The sequence below is a fragment of the Kribbella sp. CCNWLW201 genome (genome assembly GCF_037203805.1).
GTDB lineage: Bacteria > Actinomycetota > Actinomycetes > Propionibacteriales > Kribbellaceae > Kribbella.
The window spans coordinates 1,393,543-1,414,316 of record NZ_JBBCBQ010000001.1; the positions used below are offsets into that span (position 1 = coordinate 1,393,543).

17 protein-coding genes are annotated in these 20,774 nt (G+C 67.4%); 11 read left to right on the forward strand and 6 right to left on the reverse strand.

Annotated features, from left to right (window positions below; genetic code table 11):
* Positions 1-44: 44 nt before the first annotated feature.
* Together valS and V9K99_RS06725 are read left to right on the forward strand one after the other, a co-directional pair.
* Positions 45-2,585 carry a valine--tRNA ligase gene (gene valS / locus V9K99_RS06720; protein ID WP_337323271.1) on the forward strand — a complete coding sequence of 847 codons (2,541 nt, stop codon included), beginning with the start codon at positions 45-47 and terminating at the stop codon, positions 2,583-2,585.
* A 149-nt stretch (positions 2,586-2,734) separates the two neighbouring features.
* Positions 2,735-3,982, forward strand: coding sequence for a hypothetical protein (locus tag V9K99_RS06725; RefSeq protein ID WP_337323270.1), 1,248 nt, complete (start codon positions 2,735-2,737; stop codon positions 3,980-3,982).
* Positions 3,983-3,989: 7 nt separating this feature from the next.
* On the opposite strand, the gene V9K99_RS06730 is transcribed toward V9K99_RS06725, so the two are convergent.
* Positions 3,990-4,916, reverse strand: coding sequence for an AEC family transporter (locus tag V9K99_RS06730; RefSeq protein WP_337323269.1), 927 nt, complete (start codon positions 4,914-4,916; stop codon positions 3,990-3,992).
* Between the two features lie 229 nt (positions 4,917-5,145).
* On the opposite strand from V9K99_RS06730, the gene V9K99_RS06735 reads away from it, so the two are divergent.
* The 8 genes from V9K99_RS06735 (at position 5,146) to V9K99_RS06770 (ending at position 16,401) form a co-directional block, all read left to right on the forward strand.
* Entirely contained in the window at positions 5,146-7,335 is a 2,190-nt protein-coding gene (locus tag V9K99_RS06735) for a hypothetical protein (RefSeq protein WP_337323268.1), read from the forward strand.
* Between the two features lie 645 nt (positions 7,336-7,980).
* Positions 7,981-9,276: a phosphodiester glycosidase family protein gene (locus V9K99_RS06740; protein WP_337323267.1), complete on the forward strand. Its 1,296-nt coding sequence runs from the start codon at positions 7,981-7,983 to the stop codon at positions 9,274-9,276.
* A gap of 119 nt (positions 9,277-9,395) precedes the next feature.
* Positions 9,396-9,851: a YbhB/YbcL family Raf kinase inhibitor-like protein gene (locus tag V9K99_RS06745; RefSeq protein ID WP_337323266.1), complete on the forward strand. Its 456-nt coding sequence runs from the start codon at positions 9,396-9,398 to the stop codon at positions 9,849-9,851.
* A 107-nt stretch (positions 9,852-9,958) separates the two neighbouring features.
* Entirely contained in the window at positions 9,959-11,023 is a 1,065-nt protein-coding gene (locus tag V9K99_RS06750) for a LacI family DNA-binding transcriptional regulator (RefSeq protein WP_337323265.1), read from the forward strand.
* A 113-nt stretch (positions 11,024-11,136) separates the two neighbouring features.
* The gene (locus V9K99_RS06755; RefSeq protein ID WP_337323264.1) at positions 11,137-12,522 is read left to right on the forward strand and encodes an extracellular solute-binding protein; all 1,386 of its coding nucleotides are present in this window, start codon (positions 11,137-11,139) and stop codon (positions 12,520-12,522) included.
* A 74-nt stretch (positions 12,523-12,596) separates the two neighbouring features.
* Positions 12,597-13,463: a carbohydrate ABC transporter permease gene (locus V9K99_RS06760; protein WP_337323263.1), complete on the forward strand. Its 867-nt coding sequence runs from the start codon at positions 12,597-12,599 to the stop codon at positions 13,461-13,463.
* The gene (locus V9K99_RS06765) at positions 13,460-14,311 is read left to right on the forward strand and encodes a carbohydrate ABC transporter permease (RefSeq protein WP_337323262.1); all 852 of its coding nucleotides are present in this window, start codon (positions 13,460-13,462) and stop codon (positions 14,309-14,311) included. The genes V9K99_RS06760 and V9K99_RS06765 overlap by 4 nt, the downstream gene beginning before the upstream one ends.
* Positions 14,312-14,352: 41 nt before the next feature.
* Positions 14,353-16,401: a beta-galactosidase gene (locus V9K99_RS06770; RefSeq protein ID WP_337323261.1), complete on the forward strand. Its 2,049-nt coding sequence runs from the start codon at positions 14,353-14,355 to the stop codon at positions 16,399-16,401.
* Here V9K99_RS06770 and V9K99_RS06775 read toward each other — a convergent pair.
* Positions 16,395-16,520, reverse strand: a complete 126-nt coding sequence (locus tag V9K99_RS06775) for a hypothetical protein (RefSeq protein WP_337323260.1) — start codon at positions 16,518-16,520, stop codon at positions 16,395-16,397. The genes V9K99_RS06770 and V9K99_RS06775 overlap by 7 nt on opposite strands.
* A 13-nt stretch (positions 16,521-16,533) precedes the next feature.
* On the opposite strand from V9K99_RS06775, the gene V9K99_RS06780 reads away from it, so the two are divergent.
* Positions 16,534-16,893 carry a DUF4345 domain-containing protein gene (locus tag V9K99_RS06780; protein WP_337323259.1) on the forward strand — a complete coding sequence of 120 codons (360 nt, stop codon included), beginning with the start codon at positions 16,534-16,536 and terminating at the stop codon, positions 16,891-16,893.
* Position 16,894: 1 nt separating this feature from the next.
* On the opposite strand, the gene V9K99_RS06785 is transcribed toward V9K99_RS06780, so the two are convergent.
* The 4 genes from V9K99_RS06785 to V9K99_RS06800 all read right to left on the reverse strand — a co-directional run bounded on the left by V9K99_RS06785 (position 16,895) and on the right by V9K99_RS06800 (position 20,659).
* Positions 16,895-18,148, reverse strand: coding sequence for a hypothetical protein (locus tag V9K99_RS06785; RefSeq protein WP_337323258.1), 1,254 nt, complete (start codon positions 18,146-18,148; stop codon positions 16,895-16,897).
* A 1-nt stretch (position 18,149) separates the two neighbouring features.
* Complete coding sequence (locus V9K99_RS06790; protein ID WP_337323257.1) at positions 18,150-19,688, reverse strand: alkaline phosphatase D family protein; 1,539 nt, start codon at positions 19,686-19,688, stop codon at positions 18,150-18,152.
* A 159-nt stretch (positions 19,689-19,847) separates the two neighbouring features.
* A complete protein-coding gene (locus V9K99_RS06795; protein ID WP_337323256.1) occupies positions 19,848-20,222 on the reverse strand; it encodes a DUF1304 family protein in 375 nt (124 codons plus the stop codon).
* Positions 20,219-20,659: a cupin domain-containing protein gene (locus V9K99_RS06800; protein WP_337323255.1), complete on the reverse strand. Its 441-nt coding sequence runs from the start codon at positions 20,657-20,659 to the stop codon at positions 20,219-20,221. Before V9K99_RS06800 ends, V9K99_RS06795 begins: the two co-directional genes overlap by 4 nt.
* Between the last annotated feature and the right edge of the window lie 115 nt (positions 20,660-20,774).

A 20,774-nucleotide genomic window follows, 5' to 3' on the forward strand; every position in this document is an offset into this window, starting at 1 on the left:
TAACCGGTCGGAAGCACCCCTTGACAACCACTACGATTGTGCGCATGAGCCAGACGTCCCGTGTTCCAGACAAGCCCACCCTCGAAGGCCTCGAGGAGAAGTGGGCTTCCGTATGGCGGGAGCAGCAGACCTACGCCTTCGACCGGACGGCCGAGCGAGCCGACGTGTACTCCATCGACACGCCGCCACCGACCGTGTCCGGGTCGCTGCACGTCGGGCACATCTTCAGCTACACCCACACCGACCTGGTCGCCCGCTACCAGCGGATGCGCGGGAAGACGGTCTTCTACCCGATCGGCTGGGACGACAACGGCCTGCCGACCGAGCGCCGGGTGCAGAACTACTACGGCGTCCGGTGCGACCCCTCGCTGCCGTACGACCCGGATTTCACCCCGCCGGCCAAGCCGGACCCGAAGAAGCAGGTCCCGATCAGCCGGCAGAACTTCGTCGACCTGTGCGGTGAGCTGACCCACATCGACGAGCAGGCGTTCGAGGCGATGTGGCGCCGGGTCGGCCTGAGCGTCGACTGGTCGTACCTCTACACCACGATCTCCGAGGACTCCCGCCGTACGTCCCAGCGCGCCTTCCTGCGCAACTTCGCCCGCGGCGAGGCGTATCTGGCCGAGGCGCCGACGATGTGGGACGTCACGTTCCAGACCGCGGTCGCGCAGGCCGAGCTGGAGGCGCGCGACTACCCGGGCGCCTTCCACCGGATCGCGTTCCACGGCGCCGACGGCCCGATCTACATCGAGACCACGCGTCCGGAGCTGATCCCGGCCTGTGTCGCGCTGATCGCCCACCCGTCGGACGACCGCTACAAGCACCTGTTCGGTACGACGGTTCGCTCGCCGCTGTTCGACGTCGAGCTCCCGGTCCTCGCCCACGAGGCGGCCGAGCCGGACAAGGGCGCCGGAATCGCGATGTGCTGCACGTTCGGTGACCTGACCGACGTCCAGTGGTGGCGCGAGCTGCAGCTCCCGGTCCGCACCGTCATCGGCCGCGACGGCCGGCTTCTGCGCGAGACCCCTGCGTGGCTGGAAGGTTCTGCGCTGTACGGCGAGCTGGCCGGGAAGACCGTGTTCAGCGCGCGCGAGCTGATCGTCGCGAAGCTGCGCGAGAGCGGCGACCTGGACGGCGAGCCGACGCCGACCAAGCGGATGGCGAACTTCTTCGAGAAGGGCGACAAGCCGCTGGAGATCGTCTCGACCCGGCAGTGGTACATCACCAATGGCGGCCGCGACGCCGGCCTCAAGCAGGAGTTCGTTGACCGAGGCAACGAGTTGGCCTGGGTCCCGGACCACATGCGGCACCGCTACCTGAACTGGGTCGAGGGGCTGAACGGCGACTGGCTGATCTCCCGCCAGCGGTTCTTCGGCGTCCCGTTCCCGGTCTGGTACCCGATCGACGCCGACGGCGAGCCGGACTACGACCACCCGCTGATGCCGAGCGAGGCCGAGCTGCCGATCGACCCGACCTCACAGGCCCCGCGCGGGTACGACGAGTCGCAGCGCGGCAAGCCCGGTGGCTTCGAGGCCGACCCCGATGTGATGGACACCTGGGCGACCTCGTCGCTCACCCCGCACATCGTCTGCGGCTGGGAACGCGACCCGGACCTGTTCGCCCGCACCTTCCCGATGGACCTGAACACGCACGCGCACGAGATCATCCGGACCTGGCTGTTCTCCCGCGTCGTCCGGGCCCACTTCGAGAACGGCACGCTGCCGTGGGCACGGTCGATGATCTCCGGTTTCGTCGTCGACCCGGACCGCAAGAAGCTGAGCAAGTCCAAGGGCAACGCGATCATCCCGGACGAGATCCTGGACAAGTTCGGCTCGGACGCGGTCCGGTGGCGGGCCGCGATGGCCCGGCCGGGGCTGGACTCGCCGTTCGACGAGTCGCAGATGAAGGTCGGCCGCCGGCTGGCGATCAAGGTCCTGAACGCGTCGAAGTTCGTCCTCGGGTTCGGCGCGACCACAGTCGACGCGGCCGCGGTCACCGAGCCGATCGACCTGGCGATGCTGCAGCGACTGCGCTCCGTGGTCGCCGACGCGACGGCAGCCTTCGACCGGTACGACTACACCGGTGCGCTCGAGGTCAGCGAGCGGTTCTTCTGGACGTTCTGCGACGACTACGTCGAGCTCGTCAAGGAGCGCGCGTACGGCGGCCAGGGTGAGGCGGCCGCCTCGTCGGCCAAGGCTGCGCTGGCTGTTGCGTTGTCGGTTCAGCTCCGGCTGCTGGCGCCGTACCTGCCGTTCGCGACCGAAGAGGTCTGGTCGTGGTGGCAGGAAGGTTCGATCCACCAGACCCGCTGGCCGGAGCCGGAGCTCGACCTCGCTGTTGCGGCTCAGGAGCCCGAGGTCCTGGACGCGGTCGCCGAGGTGCTCGCGGGGATCCGCGGCGCGAAGTCGGCGGCCCAGGTCTCGATGAAGACCGAGGTCAGCAAGGTCGAGGTCACCGGCCCGAAGGCCCGGCTGGCGCTGGCCGAGCGCGCCGAGCCCGACCTGCGCGCGGCCGGCCGGATCACCGGTGAAATCGTCTGGAGCCCGGACGACTCCGATGCGGTCACCGTCGTCGCGACCCTCTGACCTTCAGCGGTCCACCTGGCGCCCGTCTCCTTCTCGGGGAGGCGGGCGCTACCGTTTCACCTTGAACGACTACGCTGCGGAATCGGCTTGTCCCGATGTGGAACCATCGGGTCGAACCGCGCGACCGCACAGTCCCGAGGAGCCCCCACATGAGCGACCCCACCACCCCGGACCGCCCGACCCCCGAGGCTCCCACCACCACCCCCACCAACAACCCCACCCCCAAACCGCCGCGCGCCACCACCCCGCCCAAGTCCACCGATCCGGCCGGACAGTCCCGGGCGACCACAGCAACCCCCGCCACGAAGACCACCGCATCCCCCGACACCACGACCAGCCCCACCGGATCTCCGGCCAAGGCCGCCGCGAGCGGTCAGGCGGGCGGCAGCCGGAAGGCCGGCGAGGCCGCGGCGACCGGGAGTGCGGCAGCGGACGCGACGAAGGCAGCGAAGACGGGTTCCGCCGACAAGTCACCAGCTGCCAGCACGACGGTCGCGACCGGCACGACGGCCGAGAGCACGGCGGCCGGCAGCGGCGCGGCAGCGGACGGCGGCAAGACCGGGAAGGTCGGCGAGGCGGCTGACGGCGCCAAGGTGAAGGACGCCGGGAAGGCCGCGACCGACGACACCGTCGAGATCGCGAAGGTGGCCGACGGTGCCGAGGCGAAGCCCGGCGACAAACCGAACGCGGATGGCAAGGCGGTCGAGGGCGGCAATGCGGCTGAGGGTGGCAAGGCAAGTTCTATCGGGAACGTTGGCGACGGGGAGAAGCCGGCGGACGCCGGAGCTCAGGCGACCGCTGGTGACAAGGCTGCTGGCGGCAAGGCTGCTGGTGGCGCGGGTGCTGAAGGCGCGAAGGAGAAGAAGAAGCGGCGGCTTCGGATCAATCGGGGGCCTTGGCTGACGGTTGGCGGGGTTGTTGTTGTCCTCGTGGTGCTTGCGCTGCTCGGATACGTGTGGGGCCTGGGCCCGCTCAACCGGCTGAATGCCGAGCGCAGCATGACTCCGCCGGCGAAGCTGGCCGGTCTTGACCGCATCACCGATCCCGAGATCCGCAGCCAGGCCCAACTCGACCAGACCCGCGAGGCGTTGAGCCGGATCAACGACGGCAAGCAGGTGACGGTCGAGGCATACGGGAGTTTCCAGGGTGACCGCCTCTTCGTGCTGATCGCCCTGCGCGGAAGGGTCGACATCGACAAGACGGTGGCCGACTCCGGTGCGACCGGCGATCAGGTCAAGAAGGTCGGCAGCTCCACCTGTGTCGAGACCCCGAACCTCCCGACCCAGTGCTACCGCGGTTCCAGCACGCTGACCGTGATCGTCCAGTCCGCCAACGAGGGCGTGACGGTCGACGCCGTGGCGCCGGTGGCCGAAGAAGCCTTCAACGCCATGAAGTAGCAGCAGTTCAACCGAGCAGCCCGCTGATCGCCGTCATGATCGGGATCGACAGCAGCGTGCTCAGCAACACCGCACTCCGCGCGAGAGTACGGCTGCTCCGGTAATGAACGGCGTACACATAGACGTTCTGCGCCGTCGGCAACGCGGCCAACAACGTCGGCGCCAGCAGCGCCATGCCGTCCAGCCCGAGTACCCACCGCCCAACGGCGTACGCGGCAACAGGTTGCAGCATTGTCTTCAGGAGCACAGCCAGTACGACGTCCCGCCGCAACGTGATCGAGTCCCGCGTACCGCCACTGAGGCTGAGCCCGTACGCCACCAGTCCGACCGGCACCGCAGCCGCCGCCACGAGATCGATCGGCCGCATCACCACGGTAGGCAACTGCACATCGAGTGATGCGACCAGCAACCCAAGCAGGGACGCCACAGTCAGCGGATTCCGCAACGGCCGCGCCAACACCGTACGCAACGACACCCGCCGCCCGGATCCCTGCCGATCTCCATCCAGTACGGCGAACGCCACCGGCGCCATCACCAGCAACTGGAACAACACGATCGGTGCAACCAACGCACCGTCCCCGAGCACATACGCGGCCACCGGCACACCCAGGTTGCCCGCGTTCACGTACGACGACGCCAGCACGCCGATCGTCGCCTCGGACTTGGAACGACGCCAGATCAGCGCCGCCACCACGAGAAACACCAACTGCACCACGAACAGACTGGCCACATTGGTGACCAGCACCGCCGAGAAGATCGACTGCAGATCCGCCCGCGCAACCGTCGTGAACAACAACGCCGGCGTCGCCACGAAGAACGCCAACCGCGACAACACAAGCTCGTCCTGAGCCCGCAGTACGCCGGTCAGCCCGACAACGTAACCAAGCACGGCAACCGAAACGAGCGCAACGAAGGCACCAACGACGGCTGACACAGCCGATCAAACACTCAGCGACTTCGACACACCCAAGATCCTATACGAAACCGTCACCACCAACGACTGCCCGCTCATCCCCCGGATAACCACCAAGCATTTCACCGTTCCACCAACACGTTGCTAATAGCAACTGACCAATCAACCCCCAACCCCACAAGGGATTCCGCCCCGGTCAAACCTCGATCACTGATTTGCCCGCCTCGAACACCTGTTCTAATATAGATGCATGAGAGGCGCACTCATCACCGAGCTCGGCGGCGACCACCCGGTCCTCGCTGACACCGGCGCGCACGCCGTACCCCGCGTTCTCTCCTCGCCCAGCAACCCCCATGCTCCGGTCCCACCCGGCCACGCCCAGGACGGCGGTCCGCCCGGTGAGTTCTGCGTGCCGGATGATCTGTGTCCTGAGGATCTCGATGTGCCGGGTGGTCCGAGGTTCGTCAGTGAGCAGGACCAGTGGGACGCCGAGCTGGACGAGTTGCTGGGCCGGAACCGGTACTCGGCCGTCGACGACCGGGAGTGGGAGGAATGGCACGGCGTCGACCAGGACGAGGCGGAACGGGAGATGCTGCGCCGCGACGCCCCCGACTGGGTGTTCCTGCCACCCGGCGGCGCCCTCGCGTTCGCGCTGGAGCAGACCCGGCCGCAGGCGATGTCACCGATCGCCCTGATCGAGCTGATGAAGGCCGCCACCCGCCAAGCCGGCTGGATCGAGGCACTCAAGGTGGAGGCAATCGCGTCGTTCTACCGGCAACGCCAGGCCGAACACGCCGCCGCGCCCCGCCCGGCCCAGTACGACACCAAAGGCCGCCCGATCGACCCCGAACGCTCCTGGCACGCCGAGATCGCCTTGGCACTCGGCGTGTCCGAACAGACCGTCGCTCGCTGGGTCACCACTGCGCTGCGCCTGACCGGCCCGCTGCGCGCCACCCAAACCGCGTTGAAGTGCGGCGCCCTGACCTGGGGCAAGGCCCTCGCGATCGCCGAGGCCACCGCCGACCTGCCCGACGCCGCGGCCCAAGCCGTCGAGGCGCACGTGTTGAAGCGGGCCGCGGCCCAGACTCACAAGAACCTGCTGGAGTCGCTGCGCCGCCAGGTCGCCAAACACCGTGTAGCCGAGGACGCGGACGAGCACCGCGCCGCGGTGGCCGAGCGCACCTGCAAGATCGTGCCGCTCGCGAACGGGATGGCCGGGTTGTGGATCGTCCACACCGCCGACAAGATCCAGCAGATGTGGGTCGCCATCCAGGCCATGGCCACCCTCGCCAAACGCCAGACCGCAGACAACAACGCGGCAACCACCGCTCCCGGTACCGACACCGCCACGAACACCACCCAAGAAGCCGCTGCAGGAACCCCTGACAACTCACTCCGTGACGTCGGACAACGCCGGCCGGGCACCGCATCCCACGACCCGACAGCAGACCCGACAGCCACCGACGCCGCACCTGCGCCCGCAGCAAGTGATACCGGACCAAGCACGGCACCCCCGCCTGCCCGACGGGGTCCATGCACCTCCGACGACGCCGCCACCACCGGGGACGGCGCGATCCACGACGCCCCACCCACCGCACAACACCACGCCGACACAACCGCGACGGAAAAAGCCACGGCCGATCCGGTGGACAACGCTCGCACCGCCACCGCGCCTACCCCGGCAGGTGGTGTGGTGAAGGACGCACGGACGGCCGAGCAGCGACGCGCCGACGTGGCCGCTGACCTGTTCGAACACATCCTCCGCAACGGACTGGACTGGCTCGGCCGCCGACTCCCCGACCAGCACCGCCGCCGCCCCCACATCGAAGTCATCGTCCCCGCCTCGACCCTGCTCGGCCTCGACGACGACCCCGCCGAACTCACCGGCTACGGCCCCATCCCCGCCGACCTCGCCCGCCGCATCGCCACCGACGGCACCTGGCGACGACTCCTCACCGACCCCCTCAACGGCACCGTCCTCGAGGCCTCCACCACCCGCCACGACCCCGGCACCCTCATCACCGAAACCCTCCTCGCCCGCCACCCCGTCTGCGCCTGGCCCGGCTGCAACCGCACCTCCCGCGACTGCGACCGCGACCACACCACCCCGTTCACCCAAACCGGCACCACCAACCTCACCGGCCTAGCCCCCTACTGCGAGTACCACCACATCATCAAAGACACCCCCACCTGGGGCTGGACCACCACCAGCCACCCCGACGGCTCCATCACCCTCACCACCCCCACCGGCCACCGCCACACCACCGTCCCACCCGCCCGCGGACCCATCACCCAACAGTCCGACCCCAGCAGCACCACCAAGCCGGCCGCATCCAACCCCGCCACCGACAACCCCGCCAACCAGACACCCGCAGACCCACAACCCCAGCAACCAGGCACCCGTGCACCCGTCACCCCCGCCGAGCCACCACCCTTGTAAGCCACGCCAACCACATCGAGCACCATGTGCCGGTCATCCGACACGACTGATTACGTGCGACGCCCAACAGCCCAGACCCGATTCCGAACCTTCGTTGGGGTTCTGGGCCTCTTGATCGCAGACGAACCGAATGTCGCACTGATCGCCGGTGTCTAGCCCAGCGCAGCCGCCGGATTCTTGACGGGACCGCGTGGCAACTGCCGGTCCTTGACCGCGTGGATGCAGAAGCCTGACAACTGTCGCACCATCGACGCACCTCGGTTCCTGACGCTGCGCCCCGTCGTCACCTGATAGCTGGGTGCTGGAGGCGCTCGCTCGGTGTCAGGTGCCGATGGCTCCTGCCTGAGGGCTAGGGCTGGGGCTGGACCTCCGACTGGCCGGTGCCGAGGGCGGGTTTGGGATGGTGTCGAGGCGGGGGCGGGGGCCTCCTGCGGGTGGTGGAACGGGTGGGGCCGGGGCGATTGGTGGGCGGGTGGTTGGGAGCTTGATGGCCGGCGGGTCTGGGGCTGTGGTGGTGGTGAGTTGGGGGGTACGGCGGTGGGCTCAGGGGTCGTGTGGGGCGGCACGGAACCGTAACCTGTTGGATGCTGACGAGTTAGCGACTTGATCGGAAAGATTCCACCATCGACGAACAGGATGGCCGGTATGACTACTTCCGCTCGACTTCCCCGTGCCGCGGTGATCGCAGCTTCCGTGCTCGCGACCGTGGCCACGCTGAGCGCCGTACCGACGGCGTACGCCCAAGACGGAGCATCTGAAGTAACGGCCGCGACTGGGCTGCCGCTCGGTGATCAGGATCTGGTCGAGACCCGGACCAGTCGGGCGCTGGCCGAGGGGGTGACGCTGACGCAGATCGTGCGCGGTACCGAGCCCGCGCTGCCTGATCAGATCAATACGACGACGCGCGGCCCGTGGGTGGTCAACGTGCTCACCATCGACCCGGCCAAGTCGAAGGGCCGCTTGAAGGCGACGTACGGGCCGGACCTGGCGAAGGTGGAGAAGACCTCGGAGCTGGTGAAGTCGGCGGGTGCGCTCGCCGGTGTGAACGCGTCCTTCTTCACCTTCACCGCCAACCCGACGTACCCGGGCGATCCGGTCGGACTGGGAATCTTCGACGGCAAACTGCTGAGCGAGCCGTTGACCGATCCGGCCGAGGCCAACCTGGTTATCGATGCCAACAGCAACAAAGCGGTGATGGGCCACCTGCAGTGGTCCGGCAGTGTCGTCAACCGCAGCACCGACGTCCGCCTGCCACTGGAGTTCATCAACCACCCGCCGGTGATTCCGGCCGCGTGTGCGACGCTGCCCGATCAGACCACGTGCACCGAGCCGGGTGACGTCGTCTTGTTCAGCAAGGAGTTCGCGGCCTCGACGCCGGCCGGAGCGGGTATCGAGGTGGTCCTCAACCGGTACGGATGCGTCGTCAAGACTGCCACGACGCGCGGCACGGTCCTCGCGCCGGGACAGACCTCATTGCAGGCGACCGGCAAGGACACCGTCGCCCTGCTGAACGCCGCGGCGAACGGATGCCTGAACCGCGACATCAAGCTGTCGAACGAGAACGGCGACGACGTCCCGCTGCGCACCGGCCTGTACGGCGTGACCGGTCGCTACCGGTTGACCGCCAACGGCGAGATCGTCGTACCCGCTGGGACCGGCAGCTTCTTCGCTCGCAACCCGCGAACCATTGCCGGTACGACGCCGGACGGCAAGATCCTGTTGGCGACGATCGACGGCCGGCAGACGACCAGCGTGGGTACGACGATGGACGAGACGGCCGCGGTCGCGGACGCACTGGGCATGCACGACGCGATCAACCTGGACGGCGGCGGGTCGACCGCGATGGCGCTGCAGGACGGGACGCTGGTCAACCACCCGAGCGGAGCCGGCGGCGCCGAGCGAGCAGTCGGTGACGCGATCGTGTTCGTACCTGGCCGTTAGCCACTGTTCCACGGCCGTGCGACTCTGAAAGTGTGCGACTGCGGTTGCTGCCACTGCTCTTGACCGGCCTGGCGGCCGGGTGCGGCGGCGCGCAGCCGGAGTCCAGGAAGGAGCCGGCCGTGACCGCACCCAGCAGCATCACCGTGACGAGCAGGGCGTTCCAGGACGGCGGGAAGATCCCGAAGAAGTACAGCTGCGACGGGGACGACGTATCCCCGCCGCTGGCCTGGAAGGGCCTGCCGACCAACCTCGGCGCGGTGGCGTTGGTCGTGGACGACCCGGATGCGCCGCGCGGGACCTTCACGCATTGGGTCCTGCTCGATCTGGATCCGACGACCACCAGCATCGCTGAAGGACAGGTGCCGACCGGCGCCAAACAGGCGAACAACTCGGCGGGCAGGGCCTCCTACTTCGGGCCCTGTCCGCCGAGCGGCACGCACCACTACCGCTTCACCGTCTACGCGCTCTCGGAGGCGACCGGCCTCCCCGACGGCGCCAAACTCGACGACGCTCTGACGGCGATCGACTCCCGAACCCTGGCCCGCGGCCGCCTGACGGGTCTCTACAAGCGCTGAGGTCCCACTGAGGTCACAGTCCCGTAACTGGGGATTGACGTTTCTGACTACGTAGACACATTCTGACTACGCAGTCAGAACGGCTGCCCGGCATAAGGTGAGGGCCCATGAGTGAGGCGAAACCGGCACCCGACGGCGGTCGGACCCGCCGTCCGGGGAGCACGGACGTCGCCCGGCTCGCGGGTGTCTCGCAGAAGACCGTCTCCCGGGTCCTGAACGGTGAGCCGTACGTCAAGGAGGAGGTCCGCCTCCGCGTCCAGGCCGCCATGCGTGAACTCGGCTACCGCCGTAACAACGTCGCGCGAGCACTCAACTCGGGCCGGACCCGGCGGATCGGAGTGGTCTGCCTCGGTACGGCGCTCTTCGGGCCATCGACCCAATTGGTCGCGATCGAGCGCACCCTGCGCAGTACCGGCTACTCACTGAGCATCGTCAACACCCTCGAAGGCGACACCCGGGGAGTCGCGGGCGCCGTCGACCACCTGCTCGAGCAGGGGGTGGACGGCATCATCTTGTCCGAGCCGATCGACGAAGGTGACGACCAGCCGATCGACCTCGACATCCCGGTACTCAGCTTCGGGCAGTTCCCCGGACTGAGTGCTCCTTCCATGCTGTTCACCGGCGGCAACAACACCGGCGCCGGCCGCCTCGCGACCGAGCACCTGCTCGGCCTCGGGCACCGGACCGTCTGGCACGTCGCCGGGCCGCAGCGCTGGTGGGCTGCCCGGGAGCGGCTCGACGGCTGGCGGCAGGCGCTGGCCGCTGCCGGTGTTCCCGAACCGCCTGTACTGCAAGGCGATTGGCTACCGGCTTCGGGCTACGAGGCCGGCCGGAAACTGGCAACGAACGACGAGGTCACCGCGATCTTCGTCGCCAACGACGACATGGCCATCGGGGTGCTGCGCGCGCTCGCCGAGGCCGATCGATCCGTCCCTGACGACGTCAGCATCGTCGGCTTCGACGACATACCGTCCGCCGCGTTCCTGACGCCCCCGCTCACCACCATCCCGCAGGACTTCGACGAGCACGTCGCCCGCGGGATCGCCAATCTGGTCACGGAGATCGAGTCGCCCACCGACGACCGCTCCCCCGCGCCGGAGCCACCACCGCTCCGGCTGGAAATCCGCCAGTCCACTGCCGCTCCGCGCGGGCGGAGCCGCACCCACAGCTGAAGTCCCACGTCCGCCCGGGTCGTCCGGGCGGTCCAGCAGCTGCCTGCCGAGGCCGCGACCAGGGCGAAGCCTGCCCACCTACGCCTTGCCCACATCCCAAGGAGTTGTTTCACGTGTTCCGTTTCCAACGCACACCCCTGCGCCGGCGGGCTGCGCTCGCCAGTGCGCTCGTCCTCGCCGGCAGTCTCGCCCTGGCCGCCTGCGGCGGCGGTGACGACGACTCAGGTGGTCAGGCAGCGCCGGCCCAGGCCGTCAGCCAGGCCGAGATCGACAAGGCCATGACCACACCCACCGAGCTCACGTTCTGGACCTGGGTGCCGAACATCCAGAAGGAAGTCGCCCTGTTCCAGAAGAAGTACCCGGCGATCAAGGTGAAGGTGGTCAACGCCGGACAGGGCGAACCGCAGTACACCAAGCTGCGGACGGCGCTGAAGGCCGGGACCGGCTTCCCCGACGCCGTCCAGATCGAGTTCCAGTACATCCCGACGTTCTCGATCACCAAGAGCCTGCTGGATCTGCGTCCGTACGGCGCCGAGTCGCTGAAGGACCAGTTCGTGCCATGGACCTGGCAGCAGGTCGTCGGTTCCGGCGGCGAGGTCTGGGCCGTTCCGCAGGACAGCGGGCCGATGGGAATGCTGTACCGCAAGGACATCTTCGACAAGCACGGCATCGCCGTACCGAAGACGTGGGACGAGTTCGCCGCCGCGGCCCGCAAGCTGCACGCCGCGGACCCGAACGTCTACCTCACCAACCTCGCTCCCAACCAGGCCGGCGTGTGGTTCGGTCTGCTCTGGCAGGCCGGCGTCAAGCCGTTCGAGAACCCGAGCCAGGACACGGTCAAGATCAACCTCGCCGACGATGGGTCGAAGAAGCTCGCCGACTACTGGAACGGCCTGGTCAAGGAAGGTGCCGTCGCTGCCGACCCGGACTTCACCGACGCGTGGTACCAGGCGTTGAACCGCGGAAAGTACGCCACTTGGCTGACCGCCGCGTGGGGCCCGGTCTTCCTGGAGAGCAGCGCCAAGGCCACGACTGGCAAGTGGCGTGCGGCACCGCTGCCGCAGTGGGACGGCAGCAAGCAGGTCTCCGGTAACTGGGGTGGTTCGACCACTGCCGTCGTACAGGGCACGAAGAACCCGATCGCCGCGGCCAAGCTGGCGGAGTTCATCAACACCGACCCCGAGTCGACGAAGATGTTCGCCACCGAGCAGTTCCTCTTCCCGGTGAAGAAGGATCTCCTGGCGGATCCCTCCTTCACCCAGCTGAAGCCGGCGTTCTACGGCGGGCAGACCGTCAACCAGCAGTTCGCCGACATCAGCAGCACGGTGGACACGAACTTCCAGTGGCCGCCGTTCCTGGACCAGGCCGTCAACGACTGGGACGAGACCGTCGGCAAGTCCTTCGCGGACAAGAGCGACACCAAGGCCGCACTCGACCAGTGGCAGCAGAGGACCACGTCGTACGCGCAGAACCAGGGCTTCAAGATCGAGGGGCAATGAGCAGCAACACAACCCTTCGGATTGCGGAGCGCCAGACGGTGAGCCGTAAGGAGGCGATTCGGAGGCGGCGTGGTGTGAGCCATGCCGCCACCGGCTACCTGTTCGTCGCGCCGTTCATGCTGGTGTTCCTGGCCATGCTGGTGTTGCCGTTGGGCTACGCGGCGTACCTCAGCCTGTTCCAGGAACGGCTGATCGGCGGCACCGTGTTCGCCGGGATCGACAACTACACGCGGGCCCTGACGGATCCACGGCTGCTGGAAGGCGTCGGCCGGGTCGCGCTGTTCTTCTTGATCCAGGTGCCGATCATGCTCGTGCTCGCTCTGGTGGCGGCGCTGGCGATCGACAGTGGCCTGCTCCGGTTGTCGAGGGCCTTCCGGCTCGGGATCTTCCTGCCGTACGCCGTACCGAGCGTGGTGGCCGCGCTGATGTGGGGCTACCTGTACGGCCCGGACTTCGGTCCGTTCGCGCAGCTGGCCGACAAGCTGGACGTCGCGCGGCCGCAGTTCCTCAGCAGCGACTGGATGCTGGGGTCACTGGCGAACATCGTCACCTGGGAGTTCACCGGCTACAACATGATCATCCTGTACGCCGCACTGCGCGCCGTACCGCATGATCTCTACGAGGCCGCGGCGGTGGACGGCGCCGGCGCGATCCGGACGGCGTGGAGCATCAAGATCCCCGCGCTCCGGCCGGCCCTGCTGGTCTGCGTCATCTTCTCGGTCATCGGCAGCTTCCAGCTGTTCGTCGAACCGCAGTTGATGCAGCGGCTCGCGCCGAGCGTCATCGACAGCGGATACACGCCGAACCTCTACGGCTACACGCTCGCCTTCACCGGACAAGAGGTCAACTACGCCGCGGCGGTCTCGTTCCTCCTCGGTGCCGTCATCGTGGTCGCTTCGTACGCGGTCCTGCTCATCGCGAACCGGAGGAGCCGGTCATGAGAGAACGACGGAGCAACGTCCTCACCCTCGGCATGGTGGCGGTGCTGATCTACTTCCTGCTGCCGCTGTTCTGGCTGATCGTGGCGTCGACGAAGACGGTCGGTGACCTGTTCTCGAGCTTCGGCCTGTGGTTCGCGGACGACTTCTCGCTGCTGCACAACATCCAGGAGACCGTCACCTACAACGACTGGGTGTTCGCCCGGTGGATGGGCAACACGGTCTTCTACGCGGTCGTCAGCGCGGGCGGCGCGGCCTTCCTCTGCGCGCTCGGTGGCTACGGTTTCGCGAAGTATCGCTTCCGCGGCAACGCGGCCATGTTCGGACTGGTGCTCGGCGCCATCATGGTGCCGACCACGGCACTGGCGATCCCGACGTACCTGCTATTCAGCCGAGCCGGGTTCGTGAACACTCCGTGGGCGATCATCCTGCCGTCGCTGGTCAGCCCGTTCGGCCTGTATCTGATGCGCATCTACGCCCAGGACGCCGTACCGGACGGGATCATCGAGGCTGCCCGGATCGACGGCGCAGGCGAGTTCAGGATCTTCTTCCAGGTCGCGCTGCGGCTGCTCGCTCCAGGCATCGTCACCGTGCTCCTGTTCACGCTGGTGGCGACCTGGAACAACTACTTCCTTCCGCTGATCATGCTCAACAACCCGGATCTGTACCCGATCACGGTCGGCCTGGCCTCCTGGTCGTCCCAAGCCACCGGTGGTGGTGGAGCAACCGGCGCACTGCTGTCGTCGGTCGTCACCGGTTCCCTCCTGTCGATCATCCCGCTGATCGCGGCGTTCCTGCTGCTGCAGCGGTACTGGCAGTCGGGGTTGTCCACCGGCGGAGTCAAGGGCTGACAGTGCTTGATTGATTTGGCCTTTCTACCATTGGAGAAACTGTGCAAGAGCGTGTGCTCTTCGGAGCTGCGTACTATCACGAATACCAACCACATGACCGGCTCGAGCAGGATCTCGATCTGATGGCCGAGGCCCGGTTCTCGGTGATCCGGGTCGGTGAGTCGGTCTGGTCGACCTGGGAGCCGGAGAACGGGCGCTTCGACCTGGACTGGTTGCAGCCCGTCCTCGACGGTGCGCATGCCCGCGGTATCGCCGTACTGCTGGGCACCCCGACGTACGCCGTACCGCCGTGGCTGGTGCGGCTCTACCCGGAGATCGCGGGCGAGCGGAAGACGGGGCAACGAATCCCGTGGGGTGCTCGGCAGGAGGTGGACTTCACGCATCCCGGGTTCCGTTTCCACGCCGAGCGGGTGATCCGCAAGATCATCAGCCGGTACGCCGACCATCCGGCGGTGATCGGGTTCCAGGTCGACAACGAGCCGGGCAACGAACTCTTCCACAACCACGGGGTGTTCCAGCGGTTCGTGGACAGCCTGCGGCACAAGTACGGCGACGTGCAGACGCTCAACGACGAGTGGGGGCTCGTCTACTGGTCACACCGGTTGTCGGACTGGGCCGACCTGTGGACACCGGATGGCAACTACCAGCCGCAGTACGACGTGGCCTGGCGGCAGTTCCAGGCGGACCAGACCACCGAGTTCATCGGCTGGCAGGCCGACATCGTCCGCGAGTACGCCCGCCCGGACCAGTTCGTCACCACCTGCATCTCCTACGAACGCCCTGCCATCGCAGACGACGATCTGGTACGACGCCTCGACGTAGCCGCGGGTAATCCGTACTACGCGATGCAGGACGGACTGCTGCACCCGCAGACCACACCGGCCAAGCAGCACTGGACCACCAACGGCACGTGGGCGCTCTACCTCAGTGCTGACCGCATGTACTCGTCACAGCAGCGGCCGTTCCTCGTGACCGAGACGAACGCACAGTCGATCGGGTTCCCGTGGGACAACCGGCCTGCGTACGACGGCCAGTGGCGGCAGGCAGCGTGGGCACTCGTCTCGCGTGGGGCCAAGATGATCGAGTACTGGCACTGGCACACGCTGCACTTCGGTGCGGAGACGTACTGGGGTGGTGTGCTCCCCCACAACGGCAAGCCCGGCCGCACGTACAGGGAGGTCGCTCAACTGGGTGCTGAGCTGGAGACAGCCGGCGCACTGGTGGCTGACCTCACGCCGGACAGCGACGTGACGATGCTCTACTCGCTGCCGAGCAAGTGGCTGATGCAGAAGTACCCGCCGTTGTCGCACGAGGACGGTAGCCCGGACGACCGGTCGTACCACGGTCTCTTCGATCCCTTCTATCGTGGGGCTTTCGACGCCGGTCTGCAGGTACGCATCCAGCACGCGAGTCAGTTCACCGGCGACGTCGCCGACCACCCGGTGCTTGTCGTACCGGGGCTGTACATGGCAGACGACGCTTTGCTGGAGCGATTGGTGGCGTACGCCGCGGCAGGCGGTCATCTAGTCGTCGGACCGCGCACTGGGTACGCAGACCAGGAAGCGCGGGCTCGGACGGCCACGATGCCGGCTGGCCTTGCTGCAGCGGCAGGTGTCTCGTACGACGAGTACAGCAACCTGTCCGGTGAGTTGCCGGTTGCCAGCTCGCAGCTCGACCTTGGTGACGACGCGGCGGGCACGCGGTGGGCGGACGGCCTGCAGGTCGACGGTGCCGAGGTACTAGCGACATACGAGCATCCACACTTCGGGCGGTGGCCGGGGATCACCACGCGGGCTCATGGCTCGGGCCGGATCACCTACGTGGGCACAGTTCCCAATGTGCCGCTCGCGGTCGCCTTGTTCCGCTGGATCGCACCTTCGCCGTGGACCGATCTGCCTGCCAGCGTGACGGTCACATCGGCGACCGCGGCCGATGGCCGACGACTCCGGTTCGTCCACAACTGGTCGTGGGACAGCGTGAGTGTCGACCTACCGGCGGCGGTTCACGACGTACTCGCGGACACCTCAGTGAGCGACAAGCTCGACCTCGGACCGTGGGACGTGCGAGTCCTGGTAGAGCCCGCTCAGTAGCCGTAGTCGTTGCCCGAGCTCGACGGCGCTTGGGTCGGGGCGGCAGTTGCGGTGGCAGCGTCCTCGGTGCCCTCGACGTCGAGGAACGCCGTACCACTGAGCCCCGGAGAGCCGATCATGTAGTCTCTTGCAATGATTGCAATAGTGGTCGTGGCGGTGTTCTTCGCCGGGATGGGACTGTTCGGGCTCGCCGCACCGGCCGCACTGGTGCAGCCGTTCGGCATCCAGGCCACCGGCCCGCACGCGCGCACCGAAGTACGGGCCGTGTACGGCGGATTCGGACTGGCCGTCGCCGGCCTGCTCGTCGTCGCGGCGATCGACGAGGAGATCCGCCGGGGCGCGGTGATCGCGGTCGCGGTCGCGCTGGCCGGGATGGCGGCCGGCCGGTTGGTCGGGCGAGTGTTCGACCGGCCGGCCGCCTTCTATCCGATCTGGTTCTACTTCTGGGTCGAGGTCGTCCTGGCCGCGGTCCTGTGGTTCGCGGTCAACTGATTCACCAGCTGTTGTTGGAGAAATCCTGACCCAGGTAGATCTGGTCGTAGGTGTTGCCGTCGTTGTCGTCGGTGTAGGCGACGGCGACTTGGGCGTACGGCGACACCGCAACCGTCATCTGTTCCTGGCGGCCGCCGGGGACGGAGTTGAGTTGCTGCGATGACAAGCGGCCCGCGTCCGTGCCGTCCGTGCCGAAGCCACGGACCCACACGTCGAGGTCGGTGGCCTGGACCGTCCAGCCGACGACCGTCTGGGACTCGTCGTCGATACCGATCGAAGGCGCCTTGCCGCCGGCGGCGACCTGGACGTCGGCGAACCGGGCGACGCCGGTCGAGGTGAAGCTCCGCGTCCACGAACCCGCCGTACCGGTGTGGTCGGACTCCCACGCGACCGCGAAGTCACCGTTGAAGTTCGCGGCCACCGACGGACGCGTCTGCTGGCCGCCGGTGTTCGAGTTCGCGACCCGGCGAGACAGTGTGGCCGCACCATTGGTCCGGCCCAGCCGGATCAGCCCGATCTCGTACGACGCATTGGCGTCACCGTCGTCATCCCACACCACGACCGCGTCACCGGAGGCGGACACCGCCACATCCGGGTTGTGGTGCTGCCCGGTCGTCGTGGATGCGGTGACTTCCCAGGCACGCGTCGTCGGACCCGTGTACCCGGCGGCCTTCACGGTGGCCGGCGTACCGGTCTGGATGTCCTCCCACACCACACTGAACGCGACCGCACCACCTGCAGGTGCACCGTCCGGATCCACGGCCACGCGCGGGTTGATCTGCTGACCGTCCGAACTGGTGTTGGCGCTACCCGACGCGGTGACGGTGCCAGCGGTGTTCACCACGCGATAGGGGATGTTGTAGTAGCCGTTACCGTCCGGGTCGTCCTGCCACACGACGACCGCGTTGCCCTTGTCATCGAGTCCGACGTCCGGGTGCAGATGACGCCAGTTGGTCACACCACTGCTGCCCCCGGCGGACAGCTTCACCTCATAGAGCGCCGTACCGTTGCGGAACGTTCGCAGGTAGATCTCGCTGTGGACGTTGTCGGTCGCGTTGTCCGTGTCGCGGTCGTCCTCCCAGACGACGGCGACGTAGCCGTTGCGGTTGGTCGCGATCGCCGGAGCGTCCTGGTCGCCGGTCGACACGCTGTTCGCCGCCGACCAGGTCGGTGTCGCGATGTGGGCCTGTGCGGCCGGGGTGGTGATCACGAAGGAGGTCGCCACGACCGTGAGCGCAGCCAGTGTCTTCTTCATCTCACACCGCCTGCAGGCCGGGCTGGCCCTCTTGGATGACGAACGACTTCACCGTCGACGCCGCGGCGCCGTGCTCCGACACCTTCGCGACCGCACGGAAGTCAGCCTGCAGCTGGGTCGGGCTGATCGTCGTACGGACGTAACCGCGCCGGTTGTTGAAGAACTTCAGCCACGGGTTGGTCCCGACGTCGGGAATCGTGGTCGACCCGTCGCCGTCGCCGCTGGAGCTGACCGAACTGGTGACGAGCTCACTGCCGATGGTGGCCGAGTTCGCGTTGTTGTAGTCGGCTTTCAGGTCACTCGCCCACGCGCGGTGCACGTCACCGGTGAGTACGACGGGGTTGCGGGTGCCGCGGTCGACCCAGCCCTGCTGGATCCGGGCCCGGGAGGCGCGGTAGCCGTCCCACGAGTCCATGCTCGCGCCGGACGCGTTGAACCGCCGCGCGAAGAACACCTGCTGACCGATGATGTCCCAGGTGCCGTAGTGCTGCGCCAGACCGTCGAGCAGCCAGGTCTCCTGGGCGTTGCCAGGCAGACTGCGCGACGCCAGATCCGCATCGGAACAGACCTTCCAGCCGTCACCACACGCCTGGTCGTTGCGGTACTGCCGGGTGTCGAGCATGTGGAAGGTGGCGAGGTTCCCCCACCGCAGTCGGCGGTACAGCGGGATGCTGTTGCCACTGTTCGCCTGTGTGGGCCGCAGCGGCATGTTTTCGTAGTACGCCTGGTAAGCCGACGTCCGCCGAGCCGTCCACTGTGCACTGGTGAGTGACGGCGTGCTGTCCGCCCGCACCATGTTGGCGTAGTTGTTCTCCACCTCATGGTCGTCCGGTACGACGATCCACGGTGCGACCGCGTGGGCGGCCTGCAGGTCCGGGTCGGTCTTGTACTGCGCGAAACGCCGACGGTAGTCCGCGAGCGTCACGATCTCGGTGGTGCCTGCGTGCGTACGGGTTCGGCCGGCCACAGCGCCGTACTCGTAGATGTAGTCACCCAGGTGCAGGATCACACCCGGGTTGTCCTCGGCCATCCGCCGGTAGACGGTGTAGTACCCCTCCTCGTAGTGCGCGCAGGAGGTGAACGCCATGACCAGGTCTCGCCCGGCTGCACCGAGTGCTGGCGTCGTACGCGTCCTGCCGACCGGTGACAGGTGGCCTTGGGCGCGGAAGCGGTAGAAGTAGTCCGAGTCCGGGTTGAGGCCACCGGCAACGACATGGACCGAGTGGGCGCTCGCATAGCGTGCGGTGACCGAGCCGGACGCGACCAGCGTGCTGAACGTGTCGGTAGTGGAGACCTGCCAGTCGACGGTCACGTCGGCGTTCGCCATCCCGCCCTGACCGTCGGCGTTGAGGGGAGATGGCGCCAGTCGGGTCCACAGCACGACGCTGTTCGCATCCGGTTCACCGGACGCGATACCCAACTGGAACGGATACGGGACAGCAGCGGTCGCCGCGATCACAGTCGATCGGACCGGGAGAGCGCTGACACCGGCGGCGGCAAGCCCGCCGAAGACAAGGGTTCTGCGACTGATTGGGCTCATGAGCCTCACCTTCACTACTACTCAGGGCGGGGGTTCCCCGGCCGGATTCTGTGCCCGATAGATGACGGGTGCGGAGCCGGCCGGGGAACCTTGAGTGTGCGTGGTGCTTGATACCCATGGTGAGACAAATTGCGTAACTTTCCTACCGCTCACAGCTGCCTAGTTGAGGGCAAGTGCGAGCAGAATCGCGGCAGGAACCCCCTCCATCAGCGTGTTCATCCACAGCTTCCGCTGCGTGAAGAGAAGTACGACGGCCAGGAACACGTGCTGGGCAGCGGTGAAGACGACCAGTGCCTGCCCTTGCGCCTCATACCCGGTCCGCGCGAGTACGACGCCGGCCACCAAGGCGACCGCGGTCGTCAGGTTGTAGAACCCCAGATTCACGGTCCACAGCCGGATCGCGTCGAAGTCGCCGGGCTTGGTGAGGAACAGCGGGTAGAGCCGTGGATGCCGATAGAGGAACGACTCCATCACGAACACGACCACCAGCATGAAGGCGATCACCAGCGCCAGTACCTGGGCCGCCGTACTCATGTCGGCGCTCCCGCGAGCGTGACCCCGTGCCGGCTCGAGATCTCCCCCAGCGCGGCGAAGTCGGTCGGGTCGGCGGTCGCCAGGTCGGCGAAGAACTCGCCCATCTTCCCGGTCTGGCTGACAGCCAGGAACTTCGCCGACGGCGTCAGCACCGAGAACGTGTTCATCGTGCCGGCCGGGATACTGATCGACGCGCCGGGTCCGAGGTCGTAGCCCTGGTCGCCGGCCTGGACCAGGATCCGGCCCTGCAGGACGTAGAACGCCTTGCTCCAGGTCTCGCTATGCGGCGGCGCGGCCGGCCCGCGGGGTGCGTCGATCTCGAAGATCTCGTACTGCCCGCCGGTGTGCTCGCTGCCGACCTTGACCGTGACGGTCGCGTCCGGAGCGACGTACTCCGCGCCCGTGCCGGCTGTGCTCAGGTGCACCGATTCGGTCATGATGACCTCCCCTAAGAGTTGTTGACCTGACCGTAGGAACCGCCCGGAGGCGGAACCATCCCGTCCGGCGGGGCTTCTCCGGGCGACCGAATCCCCACATTTCGGGGATAGGCGG